20 protein-coding genes and 1 riboswitch are annotated in these 20,190 nt (G+C 39.4%); of the genes, 11 read left to right on the forward strand and 9 right to left on the reverse strand.

All coding sequences use genetic code 11. The features are described from left to right. Positions 1 to 25 precede the first annotated feature (25 nt). From E2L03_RS10685 to E2L03_RS10700, 4 genes are all read left to right on the forward strand, one after another. Positions 26 to 1,672, forward strand: a complete 1,647-nt coding sequence (locus tag E2L03_RS10685) for a glycosyl hydrolase family 18 protein (protein ID WP_134259156.1) — start codon at positions 26 to 28, stop codon at positions 1,670 to 1,672. Positions 1,673 to 1,791: 119 nt separating this feature from the next. Further along, positions 1,792 to 2,787, forward strand: a complete 996-nt coding sequence (locus tag E2L03_RS10690; protein WP_095149786.1) for a YdcF family protein — start codon at positions 1,792 to 1,794, stop codon at positions 2,785 to 2,787. Between the two features lie 63 nt (positions 2,788 to 2,850). Beyond that, positions 2,851 to 3,615: a CpsB/CapC family capsule biosynthesis tyrosine phosphatase gene (locus E2L03_RS10695; protein WP_038477751.1), complete on the forward strand. Its 765-nt coding sequence runs from the start codon at positions 2,851 to 2,853 to the stop codon at positions 3,613 to 3,615. 27 nt (positions 3,616 to 3,642) lie between these two features. Then, positions 3,643 to 3,939 (forward strand): hypothetical protein, encoded by a 297-nt coding sequence (locus E2L03_RS10700; protein WP_055735706.1) that lies wholly within the window; start codon positions 3,643 to 3,645, stop codon positions 3,937 to 3,939. A 39-nt stretch (positions 3,940 to 3,978) separates the two neighbouring features. Here the strand turns inward: E2L03_RS10700 and E2L03_RS10705 are convergent, their stop codons facing one another. From E2L03_RS10705 to E2L03_RS10720, 4 genes are read right to left on the reverse strand one after another with little or no spacing between them, the layout of a single operon-like run. Then, a complete protein-coding gene (locus E2L03_RS10705) occupies positions 3,979 to 4,407 on the reverse strand; it encodes a DUF948 domain-containing protein (protein ID WP_035398432.1) in 429 nt (142 codons plus the stop codon). A 23-nt stretch (positions 4,408 to 4,430) separates the two neighbouring features. After that, a complete protein-coding gene (locus E2L03_RS10710) occupies positions 4,431 to 4,844 on the reverse strand; it encodes a DUF5665 domain-containing protein (protein WP_241741809.1) in 414 nt (137 codons plus the stop codon). A 5-nt stretch (positions 4,845 to 4,849) separates the two neighbouring features. Continuing rightward, positions 4,850 to 5,530 (reverse strand): class I SAM-dependent methyltransferase, encoded by a 681-nt coding sequence (locus tag E2L03_RS10715; RefSeq protein WP_166740274.1) that lies wholly within the window; start codon positions 5,528 to 5,530, stop codon positions 4,850 to 4,852. A 57-nt stretch (positions 5,531 to 5,587) separates the two neighbouring features. Then, positions 5,588 to 6,625 carry a DmpA family aminopeptidase gene (locus E2L03_RS10720; RefSeq protein WP_134259158.1) on the reverse strand — a complete coding sequence of 346 codons (1,038 nt, stop codon included), beginning with the start codon at positions 6,623 to 6,625 and terminating at the stop codon, positions 5,588 to 5,590. Between the two features lie 111 nt (positions 6,626 to 6,736). On the opposite strand from E2L03_RS10720, the gene E2L03_RS10725 reads away from it, so the two are divergent. From E2L03_RS10725 to E2L03_RS10745, 5 genes are all read left to right on the forward strand, one after another. Continuing rightward, complete coding sequence (locus tag E2L03_RS10725; protein WP_038477763.1) at positions 6,737 to 7,615, forward strand: ROK family protein; 879 nt, start codon at positions 6,737 to 6,739, stop codon at positions 7,613 to 7,615. A gap of 154 nt (positions 7,616 to 7,769) precedes the next feature. Then, positions 7,770 to 9,431, forward strand: a complete 1,662-nt coding sequence (locus E2L03_RS10730) for a M20/M25/M40 family metallo-hydrolase (RefSeq protein ID WP_134259159.1) — start codon at positions 7,770 to 7,772, stop codon at positions 9,429 to 9,431. A gap of 164 nt (positions 9,432 to 9,595) precedes the next feature. Continuing rightward, positions 9,596 to 11,101 (forward strand): MFS transporter, encoded by a 1,506-nt coding sequence (locus E2L03_RS10735; protein ID WP_124741572.1) that lies wholly within the window; start codon positions 9,596 to 9,598, stop codon positions 11,099 to 11,101. 121 nt (positions 11,102 to 11,222) lie between these two features. Further along, positions 11,223 to 12,230, forward strand: a complete 1,008-nt coding sequence (locus E2L03_RS10740) for a 3-oxoacyl-ACP synthase III family protein (protein ID WP_134259160.1) — start codon at positions 11,223 to 11,225, stop codon at positions 12,228 to 12,230. A gap of 17 nt (positions 12,231 to 12,247) precedes the next feature. Next, complete coding sequence (locus E2L03_RS10745) at positions 12,248 to 12,586, forward strand: hypothetical protein (RefSeq protein WP_038477773.1); 339 nt, start codon at positions 12,248 to 12,250, stop codon at positions 12,584 to 12,586. Positions 12,587 to 12,875: 289 nt separating this feature from the next. Here the strand turns inward: E2L03_RS10745 and E2L03_RS10750 are convergent, their stop codons facing one another. Continuing rightward, entirely contained in the window at positions 12,876 to 14,402 is a 1,527-nt protein-coding gene (locus E2L03_RS10750; protein WP_038477776.1) for a UDP-glucose--hexose-1-phosphate uridylyltransferase, read from the reverse strand. Between the two features lie 12 nt (positions 14,403 to 14,414). After that, positions 14,415 to 15,584: a galactokinase gene (locus E2L03_RS10755; protein ID WP_134259161.1), complete on the reverse strand. Its 1,170-nt coding sequence runs from the start codon at positions 15,582 to 15,584 to the stop codon at positions 14,415 to 14,417. A gap of 215 nt (positions 15,585 to 15,799) precedes the next feature. Between E2L03_RS10755 and guaC the strand changes: the two genes are divergently transcribed. Then, the gene (gene guaC, locus E2L03_RS10760) at positions 15,800 to 16,783 is read left to right on the forward strand and encodes a GMP reductase (protein WP_055735715.1); all 984 of its coding nucleotides are present in this window, start codon (positions 15,800 to 15,802) and stop codon (positions 16,781 to 16,783) included. 56 nt (positions 16,784 to 16,839) lie between these two features. Here guaC and E2L03_RS10765 read toward each other — a convergent pair whose 3' ends face one another. From E2L03_RS10765 to E2L03_RS10775, 3 genes are all read right to left on the reverse strand, one after another. Continuing rightward, positions 16,840 to 17,127, reverse strand: coding sequence for a CotD family spore coat protein (locus E2L03_RS10765; RefSeq protein WP_055735716.1), 288 nt, complete (start codon positions 17,125 to 17,127; stop codon positions 16,840 to 16,842). A 137-nt stretch (positions 17,128 to 17,264) separates the two neighbouring features. After that, entirely contained in the window at positions 17,265 to 17,762 is a 498-nt protein-coding gene (locus E2L03_RS10770; protein WP_206698863.1) for a phosphatidylglycerophosphatase A family protein, read from the reverse strand. A 29-nt stretch (positions 17,763 to 17,791) separates the two neighbouring features. Beyond that, a complete protein-coding gene (locus E2L03_RS10775; protein ID WP_134259162.1) occupies positions 17,792 to 18,151 on the reverse strand; it encodes a hypothetical protein in 360 nt (119 codons plus the stop codon). Between the two features lie 158 nt (positions 18,152 to 18,309). Next, a riboswitch (purine riboswitch) is annotated at positions 18,310 to 18,411 on the forward strand. A 76-nt stretch (positions 18,412 to 18,487) separates the two neighbouring features. Here E2L03_RS10775 and E2L03_RS10780 point away from each other — a divergent pair. Then, on the forward strand, positions 18,488 to 19,792 hold the full coding sequence (locus E2L03_RS10780; RefSeq protein WP_038477787.1) for an NCS2 family permease: 1,305 nt from the start codon (positions 18,488 to 18,490) through the stop codon (positions 19,790 to 19,792). Positions 19,793 to 20,190: the final 398 nt, after the last annotated feature.

Raw genomic sequence — 20,190 nt, forward strand, 5'->3', positions numbered from 1 at the left:
GGTTTAGTAAAAGGAGGAATGGATAATGAGAGTAAAACGTACTTCTCTACTATTAATCGTTATAACGTTATTATTTTTCAATGGAAGTGATCAAGCACTTTGGGCAAAAGAACAACAAAATGAAGCATTAAAAGTTGTTGGGTATTACCCATCTTGGGTAGCAGAAGAAAGAGGCTATGAAGTAAAGGATCTTCCAGCTGAGCAAATGACTCATATTATGTATGCGTTTGCTAATGTTTGTTGGGAAGGGGTTCACGGTAATTTAGATCCATCGGGGCCAAATCCTAGAGAATGGGTCTGTGAAGATGAAGTAGGACCGGTTGACGTACCGAATGGAACAATTGTGTTAGGCGATCCAGAACAAGATGTGCGTAAAGTGTATCCAGGTGATGATGAAGAAGACATTATTAAAGGGAATATTAATCAGCTAAATCAATTAAAAGAAGAATATCCTCATTTGAAAACGGTCATTTCTGTTGGGGGATGGACGTGGTCGAACCGTCTTTCATTAGTGGCTGCATCTGAAGAAACGAGAAACACATTCGCTCAATCTGCTGTTGATTTTGTAAGAGCGTATGGATTTGATGGACTAGATTTAGATTGGGAATATCCAGTTAGTGGCGGAATGCCTGAAAATGAGCGTAGCCCAGAGGATAAGCAAAATCATACGAAGCTTTTAGAGGCAACGAGAGAGGCTTTGGATAAAGCCGGTGAAGAAGATGGTAAAGAGTATCTTCTTACGATTGCGTCTTCAGCCTCACCTAGTTATTTAGAAAACAATGAACTGGAAAAGCTTGCGAACATTTTAGATTGGATTCAAATTATGACTTACGATTTAAACGGCACTTGGCAAGCACAAAATGGGCACAACGCGCCTTTATTTTATGACGAAGATGCAACTGTCCCATGGGCAGATGCATTAAACGTTGATGCTGCGATTACAGGTCATTTACAAGCAGGCGTTCCGAAAGAAAAGTTATTGATGGGGATGCCTTTCTACGGATATGGATGGACAGGATGTGATTCTGAGAATAATGGTGAGTATGCTTTCTGCGATGGTCCAGCTCAAATTGGGACATGGTCAAATGCTACGTTTGATTATCAAGATTTAAAAGACAATTATGTAAATCAAAATGGCTATAAGCGTTATTGGAATGATGCATCTAAAGTTCCTTTCTTGTTTAATGAAACAGATGGAACCTTTATTACCTATGATGACCCAGAATCCATCGCTTATAAAGCTCAATATGTTGTTGACAAAGGGTTAGGCGGGGCCATGTTCTGGGAAGCAAGCAATAACCGTGATGGTGATTTAGTTCAGTCTATTACCACTGTTTTTAACGGGGATGAACAACAAGCTTGTGAAGTTCCTGAATGGTCTGAAAATACGATTTACGTAAAAGGGGATCGCGTATCAAAAAATGGAATGATTTATGAAGCGAAATGGTGGACACAAGGAGATCAACCGCAACTCTCAGGAGAATGGGATGTTTGGAAAAAAGTAAAAGTTTGTCAGGGAGAAACAGAAACGAGCAGCTGGTCCAAAGATTTAACGTATACGAAAGGTGATCAAGTCGAGCATAATGGCATGTGGTACGAAGCGAAATGGTGGACACGCGGAGAAGACCCTAGTCAATCAGGAGAATGGGATGTCTGGAAGCATGTTAACTAATACATTTTAAGAAGCCGTTTAGAAGCGGCTTTTTTTGTTTACAAGAAGAATGTCCAATAAGGTGTTTGAGACAAGCAAAAAAAAGGAATGAATGTAAAAATGGATGAAGGTGAAGCAGCATGAATATGTTTTTATTGTTTGGAATTGTTTGTGGGATCGTTTTTTTACTGAGTATGCGGATTGAAAAACGTAGTATCTTTAATGGAATGTTTTTAACCTTAAGCTTACTATTGTTTTTAGGAAGTGGACTAGCGGTTGTAACAACTGGTCCTGTGAGCAAATATGATCATCTTATCCTTATACTTTATTTACTATTTGGGCTTATGCTTTTGTTATTTTTACTTTTTGTCATAGGCTACGTTATACGTAATACGTGGAAGCTCATACGAAAAGAAGGACGAAGCCGAAATAATTTCTTTTCCCTTCTAGCGAGTGTAGCTATGTTTAGTTTTCTTCTGCTGATCCCAACAACGTTTCTTACAATTGAGCCTATTGCCATTACAATGACGATCTATATAGGATTTTATGGGTTTCTCTTTTTATCTTTTCTCGTTTCTTCTATCCTTTATCGCTTTAATCGACCGTACTACAATCAACATTATATTGTCATTTTAGGGGCTGGCTTGTTAAGGGGAAACGAGGTTTCACCTATTTTAGCAAGTCGATTAGAAAGAGGAATTTATTTCTATACGATGCAAAAAAAAGTGGCACCTCCTCCACGTATTATTGTAACAGGTGGACGAGGGGAAGATGAGATTAGAAGCGAAGCAGAGGCGATGAAAGCCTATTTGGTTCGCAGAAACATTCCACCCCAATCGATCACTTTAGAAGATCGAGCACGTAATACGTACGAAAACTTTTTATACACAAAAAAAATGATACCCGACCATCAAAATGTCGTGTTTGTTACGAATCATTTTCATGTGTTTCGATCAAGTTTAATTGCAAAACAGTTGTCTATGCCAGCTGAGGGAATTGGCTCTCCAACAGCTTGGTATTTTCAGCCTAATGCATATACCCGTGAATTTATTGCTGTTTTAGCAATGAATAAAAAAACCCATCTTCTATTCTTTAGTTGCTTTCTTCTACTACTTGCTTACTTTTCATTCTCTTAATCGAGGAAAGAAGGAACTTATAAGAACAATGTCTAATAGGTGATAATAAAAGGAGGAGTGCATATGTTTGATGTATGGAACGAAGGACTACCGGAAATTAGTGGTGTTTCTCGATCACGCTCAAAGTTACTTGAACAAATCCATTTTCTGCGCGACCGACACATGCAATCGCTCTGTTACATTCCACTTTTTAAACGCGACGATGCTGCTACTTGGGGAGACGAGGTTACAAAGACGGTAAAAGCCTATAATGAAAAATTGAATGGCATCACGTTATTACAAGGACAAGTCTTGCCACTTGATGACGATCTTCTTACGGACTTACAAGCAGGAAGAGCCATTCCACTAAATAAGACATTATTTGTACTTGTTACCCTTGATGGAGAAGATTTGCAAAACGCAGCAGAGAAGCTGTACCAATTGGCTGTAGCCGGTTATTACCCGGTATTGCTCTACCCAGAGAAAGACACCCGCATACAAAAGCATCCTGATTTATTATACAAATTAGTGAAGCAAGGGGCATATACCATGATGGACGCAACAAGCTTATTATCAACAACAGATAAAGGAAGAAGAAAATGCACCCGTGCATTAGTAAGCGGAAACTTAATTCATATGATAGGAAATTATTCAGAAATTTTTACAAAGTGGGATGAAAATAAGATGGAAGAAGTAGACACTATACTGTCAAAAATAAATCCTGCTCAACAAAAATCGATAAAAGAAAACTTCGCGAATTTGCTTTCTTCTAAGACCATTCGTATCGAGGAACCACTTCATGTTGATAAACGATCCATTTCCTCCTTTTTTAGTAAATCAAAGGCGTGATACACTAAAAGGTAAGGAGGCCAGGAGATGGAAGAGCTTGCAGAAAGTATTATAGCAACCATTCAAGCAAATGAAAAAGACTGGCTAAGAGCGTGGGACGTACAAGGGTATATTCCAATGGATCATGGTTTACTCTTGTATGTAACGCGTAAAGACGGTCAAAAGGTTGTGGTTAGTATTCAAACGAAGGATCATTCGGTTTACCAACTAGAGCTTTTACGTAATAATGATAAGTTTGATCGCATTGTTCTAGGTGGGACTTACGATGTAAAGAAAGATCAACTGGGAGAACAAATTGATCAACTCTTAACTGTGTATCATTAAAAAGACGAGTCATCCTCATAAAGAGGAGACTCGTCTTTTTTATACGTTGTTTTGCTGTTTCTTTGCTTTTCGAAAATAATAGAGAAAGGCAATGCCTTTAATAATTCCAGAAACTTGATCAGGTTGAGCCGTTACAGCTTCTTGTTTAGCAGCATTGACTCTTGTAAGCGTATATGTAGATAATGCGCTTGAAGCTCTGTGTGCAGCTTCTCCAGAATCATGAATGATATCAAAAAGCGGATTGAGCTTTGACACTTTTTCGTTTACATCCATAATCGTTTCGTTTGTATTATGGAGAGTTACTTTTACTTCACCTGTAATATCGTCTAAACTTTTTTCAAGCTGGGCAACCGTTGTAGCGGTTTTATCAAGTGTTTTTGCTAGATTACGCATAGCTGGTAACAAGCAAATAACGGCAATAAGAAACGCAACCGCAAAAACTAGTACGCCAATTCCTAACCAATCCATTCTAAAAAACCTCCTCTGTCGACTTATCGATTTGCTTCAATGATGTTCGCTAAATTGGCGAGCCATTCTCCAATAATCGGTAATGGTTCAAACAAATTAAGTATAGCAAGAAGTATAGAGACGAAAAGTGCTACGCCAATCGTTAATCCTACACCTCTAGCAATACCAGCGATTAAGTTTGATTTTACCACTTGTTTTGTATCTGTAAAATGAAAAGCCATATCTTTAAGCCTTCCGTTCGTGGTAACGTCTTCTAGTTTGTCCAATAACGCGTGGAATCGGTCATTTTCATCCGATTGTTTTTCAATTTCACGCTGGCGGTGCTTCGATGGCAACATTCTCCTTTTTTGGTCATCGGTGAGCGGCAAGTGAATCCCTCCAATTCGTTCATCTACTTTACTATAACCGTTAGTAGGGAGGGTTAAACCAAAAGCCATCCACCTTAAACGGATGGCTTTGCTTTTAGCATATATTGATATGCAGTTGTTCTTTCAAAGAAGTGTGTTGTATTTAGACCAGCTAATTGTCCAGCCTCAAGTATTTTTTGCATGAGCAGCTGTTGGTGGGGGAACAATACTTGGTTATTCACAATGATCTCTATTTGATAACCACTGGTATGAAATAACTTTTCGATTTCTGATTTCGTGAAAAACCGAAAATGTGTCTTATCAAGTAAACCTGCATCTACATAATTCCAAGTGCCTTGAATTAACTCCTCTATAATAGATATGTGACCAACATTTGGAATGCTTGCATAAATGGCACCGGTTTTTTTTAAGTATGGTTTTACTTTTGTTAACACTGACCAAGGATCTAATGTATGTTCTAATACGTCTGCAAAAATAATCGCATCAAATTGTTCTTGTTCAAATGGTAATGGATCCGATTCAATATTCCCTACCGTAACGGAGTCAAGTTTTTGTTTAGCTTGGGTAGCAGCTTGTTGAAACAGTTCAAAGCCATGTACGTCTGCGCCATACGAGTCTTTTATTGCAGCACCGAGGGCTCCTTCAGCACAGCCAATATCCAATACCGTTTCGACTTTTGGATCAATTAAAGAAAACAGTTGTTGATTAATTCCTTGATAGTAAGCAGTTGCTTTCTTTTCATATTCTTTATCCACTATTAACGCCTCCATTCCTGCCTATTGTATGCAGTGATAAAGGCTATGGTGAAGGAACTATTTTGTTAGAGCATCGTGTATGCTTAAGCGAGTATGCTTGTTGTAACCTGTCGTGGTTGTGGCCGAACATAACGAATTAAGTATAGCTTCCTCAACACATTCGGCGGCAGCTGCAAACAGTAGAGACATGGATGCGTCGCTATCATGTAAGAAAGTATAGGTTTGTAAAGGTTCAAGTGGGTAATGAGGCACCCGATTCACTGTTGAAAAGGCAATAGCAATATCACCACTTCCATTAGCGGCAAAAGAAGCCGTACGTCCGAGTCCAAGAGTAGCTCTTTTTGCTAATCGTTTTAATTGGCGAGCGTCTAATGGAGCGTCTGTTGCGAGCACAATAATAATGGATCCATCAGGCATAGGTGTAGAGCAATGATCATCTTGAATGTTTAATTTGGTACGATGGCGACTATAAATCCAGTCTTCCTTTTGTCCATAATTCGTCAGGACGAGGCAGCCAACCGTATACGAAGAAACAAGACGTGAACTTGTGCCAATTCCTCCTTTAAACCCGAGACAGGACATACCAGTACCTGCCCCGACAGCCCCCTCTTCAACAGCTTCTCCACTCGCGGCTTTAATCGCAGAAATCGCGTCTTTTGGTTTAACGACCATTTGTCGAATATCATTTAGGAAACCATCGTTACATTCCGCTGTTAAAACATTAACGGTGCTCGTTGTGGTACCGATCTCTTGATTGTGAGCAAGTAGATAGGATAGTGTTCCTTCTGTAACGGCAGGAACGGAAAAGGTGTTTGTCAGCATGATCGGGCTCTCAATAACACCAAGTTCTTCTACTTGTACAAGGCCAGTTGTTTTTCCGAAGCCATTGAGCACAAAGGAGCTGGCAATGGTCTTTTTCGTAAACAGATTTTCGGTATGAGGAATAATGGCAGTTACGCCTGTTCGAATTTGTTCCCCCTCTATGAGAGTGGAATGTCCCACCTGTACACCAGCTACGTCCGTAATACCGTTCATTGGTCCAATAGGCAGACCTGGAAATGAAAAGCCTGCTTGTCTTGCAGATGAATGATTCATTGGAGACTCCTTTTTCTCTCATTTTGCAAAAAAACAGATAAAACGTAAAGAAAAAAAAGATGTAGAATGCTATAATCTTTACTAGCTAGTTCACTAGGAGGAGAGAAGAAGATGAATAGTGCTCGATATGGTGGGTTGGAAGCAGGTGGCACAAAAATGATCTGCGTGGTGACAGATGAAAACGGGAAATGGCTCGATCAACGAACATTGCCAACGCTGTCGCCTGAAGAGACAATTCCCCAAATTGTTGATTTTTTTAAGAAAAATGCCATTACTAGTTTAGGAATTGGTAGCTTTGGTCCGCTTGATCTTAAGGAAGGATCTCATACATATGGTTCTCTTGCTAGTACTCCAAAAAAAGGTTGGAAAGGCTATCCGTTATTGGAAGCGTTTAAATCCCTTGAAGTACCAATCTCATTAACAACTGATGTAAATGGTGCCGCACTTGCTGAAGCAACAAAAGGAGCTGCAAAAGGGTTAGACAGCTGTCTGTATATTACAGTTGGAACAGGGATCGGAGCAGGAGCTGTAGTAAACGGAACTATTTTAGAGGGGTTCTCCCATCCTGAAATGGGTCATGTGCCTGTCAAGCCACACGAAAACGATACGTTCGAAGGTCACTGTCCGTACCATGGGACATGCGCAGAAGGTATGGCAGCAGGACCTGCTATACAGGCACGCTGGGGGAAAGCTGGAGTAGAGTTATCCGAAGATGACCGCGTATGGCAATTAGAGGCTTATTATCTAGCTCAAGCCATTGCGGCATATACCTATATTTTATCCCCTAAAAAAGTAATTCTAGGTGGCGGGGTAATGAAACAGAAGCAATTGTATTCTCTTGTTCGTGAGGAATTAATTCGTCAGCTAAACGGCTATGTGGACATTGGTGACCCTGATGAATACGTTGTAGCTCCAGGATTAGATGAGCACGCAGGTATAGAAGGTGCGTTACTATTAGCGAAACAAGCCGAAAAAATGGCGCTATCGTAAAACAAAAGGCTGCAATGAACCATTTAGGTTCTTGCGGTTTTTTTATTTCCATAAGAAATAAAGGAAATTGTCGAATTAAGAGCGTATTTGTAAGAGGAACAGCATTTAGAGAAATTCATATAATACGTTAGCATAGTCACAGGAGGTTTCGCTTATGTCTTATTCTCATTTTAGCGCTTACGCTTTTTCTGATCGGGTTCTAGCTTTAACAAAAGAACTCGTACAACAACCTAGTATTTCTGGCACAACACAAGAAAATCAAATGGCAGATTTAATTTGCACCATTTTACTGCGAAATCCTTATTTTAAAGCGTATCCATTATCCATTAAACGCTTTCCCCTTAAAAATGATCCCTTAAATCGTTGTGCCATCGTCGCTATGCTGGAAAAGAAGCCATCTACAAAGCAAGCAACGATTTTACTTAGCCACTATGATGTAGTCGGTGTGGATGATTTCGGGCTATACAAAGAAGAAGCATTTCATCCTGAAGCATTACAAAAGCAATTAAAGGAAGAACAAGAAGGATATTTAGATGAAGCCGCAAGAGTCGATTTGCATTCAAATGATTATTTGTTTGGAAGAGGCTCGATGGATATGAAAGCCGGATTGGCAATGCAGCTTTCAATCATGGAGGATATTGCACGTGATGAAGAATCAACTGAGAATATTTGCTTAGTAGCTGTACCAGATGAAGAAAAGTTATCACTTGGCATGTTTGCAGCGGTAGAGGAACTTGCAAAATTGCAGGAAAGTGGCTGGCAATTTTCTGCATGTATTTGCTCCGAACCGAATTTCTCTGCCTATCCTAATGATTTCAAAAAATATATTTATACTGGTTCAACAGGAAAGCTACTCCCGTTTATTTATTGCTTAGGGAGAGAAACTCATGTTGGGCAACCGTTGGAGGGAATTAATGCCTCGGTTATGGCAGCGCAGCTTGCTGTAGAAATGGAATGGTCGGACGCATTTTCTGATCAATTAAATGGAGAATCCTCCCCATCTCCTACTTGTTTACGCATTCGAGACTTAAAAGAAACGTACGATGTGCAAACGCCGAATGAATCCTATTTGTTTTACAATGTCTTAACCCTACATTCTAGTCCAGAGCTTGTTATGGAAAAAGTGAAGCGAGCATGCGAACAAGCGAGTGAAGCAATCTATAAGCGTCTTGTAAAGCATAGGCTTGCGTTTGGAACAGATGCACTAGCTCAGGCTGTTCCACAACCAAAGGTCTATACAATTGCTGAGCTGTATCAAAGAGGAATCAAAAAATTTGGCACGGGCTTTAAGCAGTCGTATGAAACCATTTTACATGACAGTATTCGAGATAACGAGACTTTTACAGAACAAACGTTAGCTATTGCTCGATCTTTATCTAGCTATTTCCTGGATCAGGCACCTTTTTATTTATTGCTTTTACAGCCGCCCTATTACCCACATGTAAAATTAAATGAAAAGGAAGACCAATTGTTGCTAACGTTAACAAATGATTTACAAAGGATTGGTACTGAATCCTTTCAAGAGTCGATCGTGTTAAAAACCTTTTTCCCAGGTTTATCTGATGTTAGCTACTTACGTTCTCATGGGGAGACGCAAGTGGAAACAACCCTCGACACATTTATGCCACTATATCAACAAAATTATCATATTCCAATGGCAGCCATACAACAGTTGAACATTCCAACAATAAACGTTGGGCCGTTCGGAAAAGATGCTCACAAGCGAACCGAACGATTGCAACTTTCTTATTCAACAAAAGTAGCACCAGTTTTGTTACGCTATGCTACAAAACAACTCGCGAATAATCGTTTTTAGTAAAAAGATTTTCACGTACGGTTCTCATGTAAAACCATGTGAGCTGTACCATTCTTTCTATAAGAAGCCAATCGATCGTTTATTTTGTGTAGGATGTGCAGCTTGTCTTAGTGTAAACTAATAGAGTGAAAAGATTGTAGTGTGATTAAGTAAGGAGTATACATATGAGAACACCATCACTGGTAACAGCAGGACTTTTACTCGGGATCTTTATGGCGGCAATAGACAATACAATTGTCGCCACAGCAATGGGCACAATAGTAGGTGATTTAGGGAATTACGATCAGTTTGTATGGGTAACAGCTGCTTATATGGTAGCCATGATGGCAGGTATGCCAATTTATGGGAAGTTATCTGACATGTATGGACGAAAGCGGTTCTTTTTATTTGGTTTAATTGTTTTTGTATTGGGTTCCATACTGTGCGGATTAGCCAATTCTATGAGTCAGTTAATTGGGTATCGGGTGATCCAAGGAATAGGTGGCGGTGCGTTAATGCCTATTGCATTCACCATTATTTTTGATATTTTTCCTCCTGAAAAAAGAGGCAAAATGACCGGATTAATTGGAGCTGTATTCGGTGTATCAAGTGTATTCGGTCCTCTAATGGGAGCCTTTATAACGGAAACATTAAGCTGGCATTGGATTTTTTATATTAACGTACCGATTGGTGCTGTGGCACTCTATTTAATTGCTCGACATTATAAGGAAACTCTTGAACCACAAAAGCAAAAGATTGACTGGCTTGGTGCTTCAACGTTAGTCATAGCTGTTGTTTGTTTAATGTTTGCATTGGAACTTGGCGGAGAAGCCTATAGTTGGACTTCACCATCACTTATTAGTTTATTTGGCTTCGCTTTTGCTGCTTTTATTGTATTTATTTTCGCAGAAAGACGGGCAGATGAGCCAATCATTTCGTTTTGGATGTTTAAAAGAAGATTATTTGCTACATCGCAAATTATTGCTTTTATTTACGGTAGTACATTTGTTGTGTTAGCTATTTTTATTCCCATCTTCGTGCAGGCAGTCTTTGGAGGATCGGCATCAAGTGCTGGTACAACGTTAATGCCGATGATGATTGGCTCAGTTGTTGGAAGTATGACAGGAGGGCTTTTGCAAACGCGTATTCCGTTTCGAACCATGATGATCTTTTCAGCGGTTTGTTTTTTAACAGGTATGAGTTTGCTCGCAACAATGACTCCTGAAATATCTAGAGTCATGTTAGGTGTTTATATGTTTCTAGCAGGAATAGGTGTTGGGTTCTCATTTTCGTTACTGCCAGCAGCTTCGATTAATAATCTGCCGAAGCGCTATCGTGGCTCAGCGAATTCTACTAACTCGTTTCTTCGTTCATTTGGGATGACGGTTGGAATTGCTATCTTTGGCACGATTCAAACAGTGACGTTTTCCAATCGCATGAGAGAATCCATAACCGATGTAGAGGCAGACGGGGTTGCGCTTGATCCTCAAGAACTCTTTACCCCAGAAGGTCGTGCGCAAATTCCAGAAGATGCACTAGCGACGATTACAGCGACAATGTCTGATTCCATTACCTTTATCTTTACTCTCGCACTAATACCGATTAGCTTAGCACTTATTACAACATTTTTTATGGGTGGCGATAAAGTGGAAACGAGTAAAGATTTGAAGATAGAAAGGTTATCTGAGTAACGTTTCACCTAATATGTTTTCATGAGCCTTTTTCTTGAAGAATTTACATCGAGAGCTATTAATGATTCTCGAAACCTGTCGATATGTATAGTGTAGGTTTTTGAAGAGAGGAGAGCTTTGCTTGAGTAGTGTAATCGTTAGAAATGTCGCTAAATATTTACCTGAAACCGTTAAGAATCGCGAAGAAATGCGTACTCATTTTGCATCTGTTGGAGCCCAAATTGACGGTCTTTTCGATGTGGGTGGTCGTGAAAATCATCCATATATACAGGACTACCGGGAAGAGACATCGGTTACGATGGCGACGAAAGCATGTGAAGCATTGCTTGAAAAGGAAGGACTTACTTTAGAAGATGTACAAGGTTTTTTCTTTGTGTCAGATGCGCCAGAGTATACGGTTCCTTCAAATGCCATTACAATTGTGAATGCATTAGGAGCTGGAAATGATGGTGCCGTTAAATTTGTAATGGACTTAAACCAGAACTGTACAGGATTACTTTCTTCATTTGATATGGTAAGCGCATATATGAAAACAAGAAAAGATCTTAAGCGGTGTGTGCTTGTAAGTGTGTTTAATTCGACTCATATCTCTCACAAAGAAGATCCTGCGACGTATGGGTTTTTAACAGATGGCTCTAGCGCGTTACTACTAGAAAAAATTGACCAAAAGGGAAAAGGTATCCTCGATTCCGATACGTTAATTGGTTCAGACGGCTGGGAGCTGATGAGCTTTCCTTCTGCTGGCTATTCGAAAGTTTTTAAAGAAGAAACCTCATTACGTGAGAGAACGTTACGATGGGATGTTGGGCCGGCAGGATGGATTCCAGATAAATATATGGAAGTGCTTCCCGGTTTAATAGAACGCAATGGCTTAGCAGAATCAGATGTTGACTACTTTATTTGTTCACAATTCCACGAAGGGCTTGTGAAACGAACGTGTGAATTAATGGAATCTACAATGGACAAGTGGTTATTTGTTAGTAGATCCTATGGTTATGCAGGAAATGCATCTCCAGGCTTTGCATTTGAAGAAGGGTTGCGTTCAGGCAAATTTACTGAAGGAAAAACAATTGTATGGTTTTCCTTCGGTGCAGGCTACACACTTTCTGCGTTGTTATACAGATTTTAATAAGGAGTGGAATAATTATGTATTCAATGAGTATTGATGAAAGAAAAAAACAATTTACAATTGTCGTGAGCGGGTTTATTACAGAAGAAGAAGCGGATGCGTATAAGAAGGATTACATTATGCACGCTGCATCTATAGATTGTTCAGATTATACCCTTATACTAGATGGAAGCGATATGATGGTTTCAAAGCAGTCTATGCTAGATGGGTTAAAGGCATTGATTCAATCATATGTAAATCATGGCTACAAAGAAATTTTGTTTGTACAAGCTAAGTCACCTTCTGCTCGTGCGCAATTACGCCGTATTGACATATTAATGAACAATGTTCGCTTAATTGAAGTAAACGATGTTTAAGTTTGAAAAGAGGCTGGGACATAACGAAAAGTAGGATTTGAAAAGACGAATAGTCTAAACTATGCTGAGTAGCACCGCTACAGGAGAATCCTTCGCTTTCCGGGGACACGGCCTCAGCCTCCTCCGTGGAAAACCGCCACTCCAGAGTCTTCAGACACGTGCTGATCCCTAGGAGTCTTCGGATTCTCCTTCCGCTCATTTTCATATAAAACAAACGACGAACGTTCCTATTTTCAGGAATGTTCGTCATTTTGATCTGTCTATCTACTTTTGTCCCAGCCTCGTTTTTTTATTTTGACCAAGATTCTTGACAATGCGCCCAGAATCGTAAAAACCCCTTTTCACCTTCAGAAGAATGTTTAAAAATCCCCGCGTGTTCGAGGACGGTGGAAAAAATCGTACCAACTTCTTTTTTTAATTCTTCCATTAAGTTTTCTTCCTTCAAATCTTCACCTAATCGATTCTTTAATGTTAACGCCCAGCGAGTATGTTTTTCTGTTGAAGGGGATTCGCTTAATTGTTGCTCAGCGTGCTCACTTAGAAGACAAGTAGAAATCTCCTCTAATTCCTGTTTTAATCGTCCTGGCAAAATGGCTAAACCCATTACCTCAATTAAGCCGATATTCTCTTTTTTTATAGCATGTGTTTCTTGATGTGGATGAAAAAGACCGAGCGGGTGATCTCGGGTTGTTCGATTATTTCGCAAAACTAAATCAAGCTCATAGTTGCCTTCTTTCATTCGTAACACAGGTGTAATCGTATTATGTGGTTCATCTCCTGAATAAGCAACTAGTTCAACATGAGGATCTGAGTACGAGCGCCATTCTCTAAGAATATGACTAGAGGTAGCAATAAGTGCTTGGCGATTATGACTGGTTAAGCGTATAACAGACATGGGCCAGTCGACAATACCTGCTTGTATAGATTCGTTTCCAAAAGGCAATAGGTTTTGTTTCAGGGGAGCCTGTGCCATTGGAAAATCATACACTCCGCCTTGATAATGATCATGCTCAAGAATGGATCCGCCGACGATAGGTAAATCCGCATTTGATCCAATAAAGTAATGAGGAAACTGATCAATAAAATCAAATAAACGGATAAATGTTCTTTCGCTAATTTCCATTGGTTTTTGTTTACCGGAAAAAACAATAGCATGCTCGTTGTAATAAACATATGGAGAAAACTGAAAATACCATTGTTCACCTGCTAATGATAAAGGAACATAGCGCAAGGTTTGTCGAGCAGGGTGAGTAAGGGAGCCTGCAAATCCAATGTTCTCTTTCGCAAGCGGGCCAGAAGGGTAGACCTTTTCTGTTTTCTGTTTTCGAGCTTCTGCAAGGGCAATAGGATCTTTTTCTGGTTTAGACAAATTGATTGTCATTTCTAAGGAACCAAATGGCGTTTGCACATCCCAACTTTCATTTAAAGCAATACGGTCAACTCTTATATAATGAGCATCTTTGTTGAACTGATAAAAGGCTTTGGTTGCATAAGACGGATCGTATTGTTGATAGTGTGAAAAAAACGTGTGCGAGACAGTACTCGGTCTCGCTAACATAAGATCCATTAAAGCAGTGTCAAATAAATCACGTTGTGTCGTTGTATTTGGTGCAAATAACCCTTTATTATACGCCCAATCTAAAAGAGGCGTCAGAATGTTTTCAAGCTGATCTTCGGATTTGACATGTGTTTGTTCAGGTGCATGTAACCCTAGAAAATGAAGGAGACGGTTATGGATGTATAGTTTATCTTCTGGTAAGAAAAGTTTTCGATCTAATCCATACAAAAGTAACTTTTCAATTAAATCGTGAATCATAAGCCATCACTCCTAATCCAATTTTTTTACGCCGTCACCAGCTAGACTGACATAAAAATCGGGTTTAATGGATGTTTTCTGTTCGTACAGGAAAGAAACATTTTCTTTAAAGGCATCAATATAATCATGATGGACTAAGCTGACTGTGCAACCTCCAAATCCTGCACCAGTCATTCGTGTGCCGATACAACCTTTCTGGTCTTTTTGAATCATATAAAGCAAATCGAGTTCGTAGCCTGTTACTTCATAGTCATCAGCAAGTGATCGATGAGACTCATTCATACATGCCCCGAGGCTTTTTAAGTCATGTGCTTTTAAAAAAGTTACAGCCTGTTTTACTCGTGAATTTTCGGTCACAACATGATTCACGCGTTTTTTTAAAGTGTTATTTGTTACTACTGTTTTAGCTTGCGCCCATGCCGCTGTAGTTAAATCACTTAATGAGTCCAAAGGGTAGCCTTCTTTTTGCAGGATGTGTAACCCTTGTTCACATTCTGAACGGCGTTCATTGTACTTTGAATCAGCAAGTCCACGTTTTTTGTTCGTGTTGGTAATAACAATAGAGTAAGCACCTAACGCAAGTGGAACAAGCTCGTGTTCAAGGGTGCCTGTATGTATAAATAGCGCATGTGCCTCTTTTCCAAGACCTACAGCGTATTGATCCATAATGCCACTATTTACACCGATGTAGTCATTTTCAACCTTTTGGCACAGTTGAGCAAGTTCAGAACGGCTTAGACCGGCATCGAGTACGTCGTTTAAGAAAAACGCTGTAACCATTTCAATGGAGGCGGAAGAAGAGAGCCCAGCTCCGTTAGGAAGTGTTCCATAATAGAGTAAATTCATTCCCGGTAAAGTATAACCAAGCTCTTGAAATGCGCGCATAACCCCTTTGGGATAGTTACTCCAGCTATGGTCACTTGAATAAGACAAAGAACTTGTCAAATGAGTAAAGGACTCTGGGAAATTTTCGCTTTTCATTTGAATCAATTGATCAGGTCTAAAGCGAATCGCTAAATAAGTTCCCATGGTAAGGGCGGCTGGAAATACATAGCCATTGTTATAATCGGTATGTTCGCCAATTAGGTTCACGCGACCAGGAGAAAAGTAGATACTTGAAGGTTCTTCGTTAGCAAATGCTTGAAAAGCTTTCGTAAGAGAATGTCGTTCAATGGTTTCCATGTTATCACGCTCCTACCGTTAATGTTACTCATTCTAACGGGAAAAGATATGGATAAAATTGCGCTTTTTCACCATTATATTGTCAGCCTAATCGTAAACGCTTTCGTAAATTGTACGAAAGCTTTGACTTCCAGTAGAAAATCATGTATATTACCAAATGGGCGAACGTTTAAATCGTCTTTTGAGTTTAATATTCGTTTTTAGGGGTGTCATAGATGGAAAATGTATTTGATTACGAAGATATTCAATTAATTCCCGCTAAATGTGTGGTGAATAGTCGATCAGAATGTGACACAAGTGTAGAATTAGGTGGTCGGACATTTAAGTTACCTGTTGTTCCGGCAAACATGCAAACCATAATAGATGAGAACATTGCACTGTATTTAGCAGAAAACGATTATTTTTATGTTATGCACCGTTTTCAGCCAGAGAAACGGTATAACTTTGTAAAAGAGATGCAAGAACGAGGACTATACGCATCGATTAGTGTAGGAGTGAAAGAGGAAGAGTATGGATTCGTTGAGCAACTAGCAGCTGATCAAGTTGTTCCTGAATACATTACAATTGATATTGCCCACGGTCATTCAAATGCCGTTATTCAAATGATTCAACATATAAAAAAGTACTTACCTACTAGTTTTGTCATCGCTGGGAATGTTGGTACGCCTGAAGCAGTACGTGAGTTAGAGAACGCAGGCGCAGATGCAACAAAAGTAGGTATTGGACCAGGAAAAGTATGTATTACAAAAATTAAAACAGGGTTCGGTACAGGTGGCTGGCAATTAGCAGCATTACGCTGGTGTGCCAAAGCTGCAAGCAAGCCAATTATTGCTGATGGCGGTATTCGAACAAATGGGGATATTGCAAAATCCGTTCGATTTGGCGCTTCCATGGTTATGATCGGTTCGTTATTTGCAGGTCATGAGGAATCTCCAGGTGAAACAACGGAGATAGACGGGAAACGTGTTAAAGAATATTTTGGCTCTGCATCTGAATTTCAAAAAGGCGAGAAGAAAAACGTTGAGGGCAAAAAAATGTTCGTAGAGCATAAAGGCTCTTTAAAGGACACATTAGATGAAATGCAACAAGATCTTCAATCCTCCATTTCCTACGCTGGAGGCACTAAGCTTGAATCCATTCGAAATGTTGATTATGTGGTAGTGAAAAACTCTATTTTTAATGGCGACAAAGTCTATTAAAGCGTAAATAGAAAAGCCCTGTAGAGAATCTTCTTTATAGGGCTTTTTTTCGTATATTAAAGAAACCAGTCCCAGCCTCGTCTTGGAGGACGAGTTTGGTGGTTCTGACTGCACGAAACATTCTCTGTACGTTGTTCTTCTTCGACAATGACTTTTTCTGGATAGTGATGAACATGGCGATAAATTTTTTTGCGTTTGACGATGGTTTCGATTGGATGTACTTCAGGCACGATAACGACTTCAACTTCTTCCACAATTCTTCTTTTCGGAGAGTGGATAATAGGATCGGTTTCAGATATGTGGACATTTTGCCTGTTGCCGCATTTCGAGCATCGATGATCCATTTTATATACCTCCTTATAGCGAGTACTACTGTTAGACTATGTATGAAAGTAAGAATTCGACTGGTTAGATGTCTCGCAAAACAAGAAACAGGCGCAAAAAAAAGCAGTGAGAACATTTTCACTGCTTTTTATTGTCATTAATCACGCACACCAGCGCCTTCTTCGGAATGGGCAAGACGGCTTGACGCAGCTGCTGCAATAGCTCCAACAATATCGTCAAGGAAAGTATGGCACTTTTCTTGATTATGATCGTTTAATTTTGCCAGTATACCGGGCTTAATCTTGTCTACATAACCAAAGTTTGTTAAGCCGATCGAACCATACACATTCACGATGGAAAGAGCAATAATTTCATCAATTCCATAAAGTCCTTCATCAGATTCAATGATTTCTTGTATAGGAGAGGACAGCTTTTTTTGTTCTGCTAAACGATCCAACTCAATTCCTGTTAATAAAGCATTCTGTACTTCGCGCTTCGCAAGCACCTTCATCACATGGTTACGACACATTTCCTTCGTTAAGTTCGGAACATAAGGTGTTTGAAGATCATAGACAAGGTCCATAATGTCCTCAATGGTCACGCCACGATCTTCTAAATTTTCTATCGCTAATTCGATTGTAATATTGTGAATCAACGTAAGTACCCCCTTTTTTTATCTACTATTTAATTACTATACCCTTTTTTACGGCTTGGCCATAACCATTCACTAGAAATAATTTGAATCCCCGAACCTTTAGTCGGAAGTATTCTTCTGACAGTTCGACAGGCCATTGATTCATAATCCTCTATATAGCGGGTTGTTTTTAAATCCGGCACTAGTATTTCAATAGTCGCAGTCGCAGCTACTTCATCGTATTGGTTTCGCCAATATTTGTAGTTTTCAAAGCGAAGAATTTTCACCGTATTGGTAATGGCTTTTTTATAGCGAGTTTCAAATAACTGTTTTGTTTCTTCTATATTCATATCTTGTTTGCCAACATGAATATAGAGAGTCGTTTTACATGTTGCTTTGCAGACGTACATGATGTTCCTCCACACGTTTATGGTACGGCAAGTATACAAGAAAACCTGAAAAATGGAAATCAATAGGTTAATAACGAATGTTATTGCTTAATAACTAAATAATGTTCGTATTTTTTATTGACAACTTTGAAGCCTCTTGCTACACTAAATTTCGTACTAAATCATATAAGCATTTCAGTCGTATATACGCAGAGATAAGGTCTGCACGTTTCTACCGAGCTACCGTAAATAGCTTGACTACGATGTGAGAGGCATTGTTTGCATAAAACAACCTTGTCACGTCAACTCTAGGTAGAACATCCTAGGGTTATTTTATTTTAGGGGGAAAAGAAAAGAATGGATCGATTCTTTCAATTAAGTGCAAACAAAACATCAATACGACAAGAAGCAATAGCAGGGTTAACAACATTTCTTGCAATGGCTTATATTTTGTTCGTAAATCCAGATATATTAGGTGCAGCTGGAATGGATCAAGGTGCTGTCTTTGTAGCTACTGCATTAGCAGCAATGGTCGGATCGATCATCATGGGCTTACTAGCTAATTATCCAATTGCACTAGCACCGGGAATGGGCTTAAACGCTTTCTTCGCATACACAGTCGTTATCAATTATGGTATGTCTTGGCAAGCGGCATTATTTGCTGTATTTGCTTCTGGTGTTATCTTTATTTTTATTACGATTTTCAAACTTAGAGAAAAAATTATCAATGCCATTCCAGAGGAACTTAAGTATGCTGCTGGAGCGGGTATTGGATTATTTATTGCGTTTATTGGTTTAAAGAACGCTGGAATTGTTGTTGGAGATGAAGCAACACTTGTCACAATGGGAAATCTTCAAACACCCGGAACATTGCTTGCGATCTTCGGGATTGTCGTGACGATTATTCTTGTTGTTATGAATATTAAAGGCGCTGTTTTTTACGGTCTTGCTTTAACGGCATTAGTAGGTATTATTACTGGAATGAACAGTTTGGATGGTGGAATTATTTCCATGCCACCAAGCTTAACTACATTCGGAGCTGCATTTCAACCTGTAAGCTGGACAGATGAAATCTTTACGCTACAGATGCTGATTGTCGTTTTAACATTCTTATTCATTGTATTCTTTGATACAGCAGGAACATTGTTTGCAGTTGCGACACAGGCAGGTTTTGTAAAAGATAACCGTTTACCGCGAGCTGGAAGAGCGTTATTTGCAGATGCTAGTGCGACAACAGTTGGAGCAATCTTCGGAACATCTACAACGACTGCTTATGTTGAATCGACATCAGGTGTTGCTGTTGGTGGTCGGACAGGACTTACCGCTATTTTTACGGGGTTGTTTTTCTTAGTTGCATTATTCTTCTCGCCACTTTTATCCGTTATAACAGGAGAAGTGACGGCACCTGCATTAATCGTAGTTGGTGTGATGATGGCTACGTCATTGCGTCATATTGATTGGACTAAAATGGAAATTGCCGTTCCAGTGTTCTTTACTGTTGTAACGATGCCGTTAACATACAGTATTGCAACTGGTATTGCACTTGGATTCGTTCTTTACCCATTAACAATGGTTGTAAAGGGCCGAGGGAAAGAATTGCATCCGTTAATGTACTTGTTATTTGTAGCCTTTGTTCTTTTCCTATTTTTCTTACCACATTAATAGAACGAGTAAATAGAAACGGCTTGCCTTTAAGGCAGGCCGTTTTTTGCCTTCAAAAAGGTGTGTAGGCGTCTATACGAGGAACAAATTGTGTATCCTACATCCTTAGGACTAAGTTATCTTTGAGACTTTATTTCGAGACTAAGATGAATGACTTCAAAAAGTTACTTATTACTCTAACCCTATCATGTAGAGTTTTAGAGGCTCGCTAAAAAGAAAAGATGGCAAGTAAAGAGAGCGATAGGAAATGGTGCAACACGTTCGTTAGCTGCTGTTATTTAATAAGAATAAGAGGTTGGTAAAAGTACTCGTTTATTGATGTGGAACAATTTCAAAAAAACTTTTAATATTTTTTTGTGAAATAGTATTGACGATATATGTTGAATCTTGTTATTATA

The organism is Shouchella oshimensis, assembly GCF_004375095.1.
GTDB classification, from domain to species: domain Bacteria; phylum Bacillota; class Bacilli; order Bacillales; family Bacillaceae_D; genus Shouchella; species Shouchella oshimensis.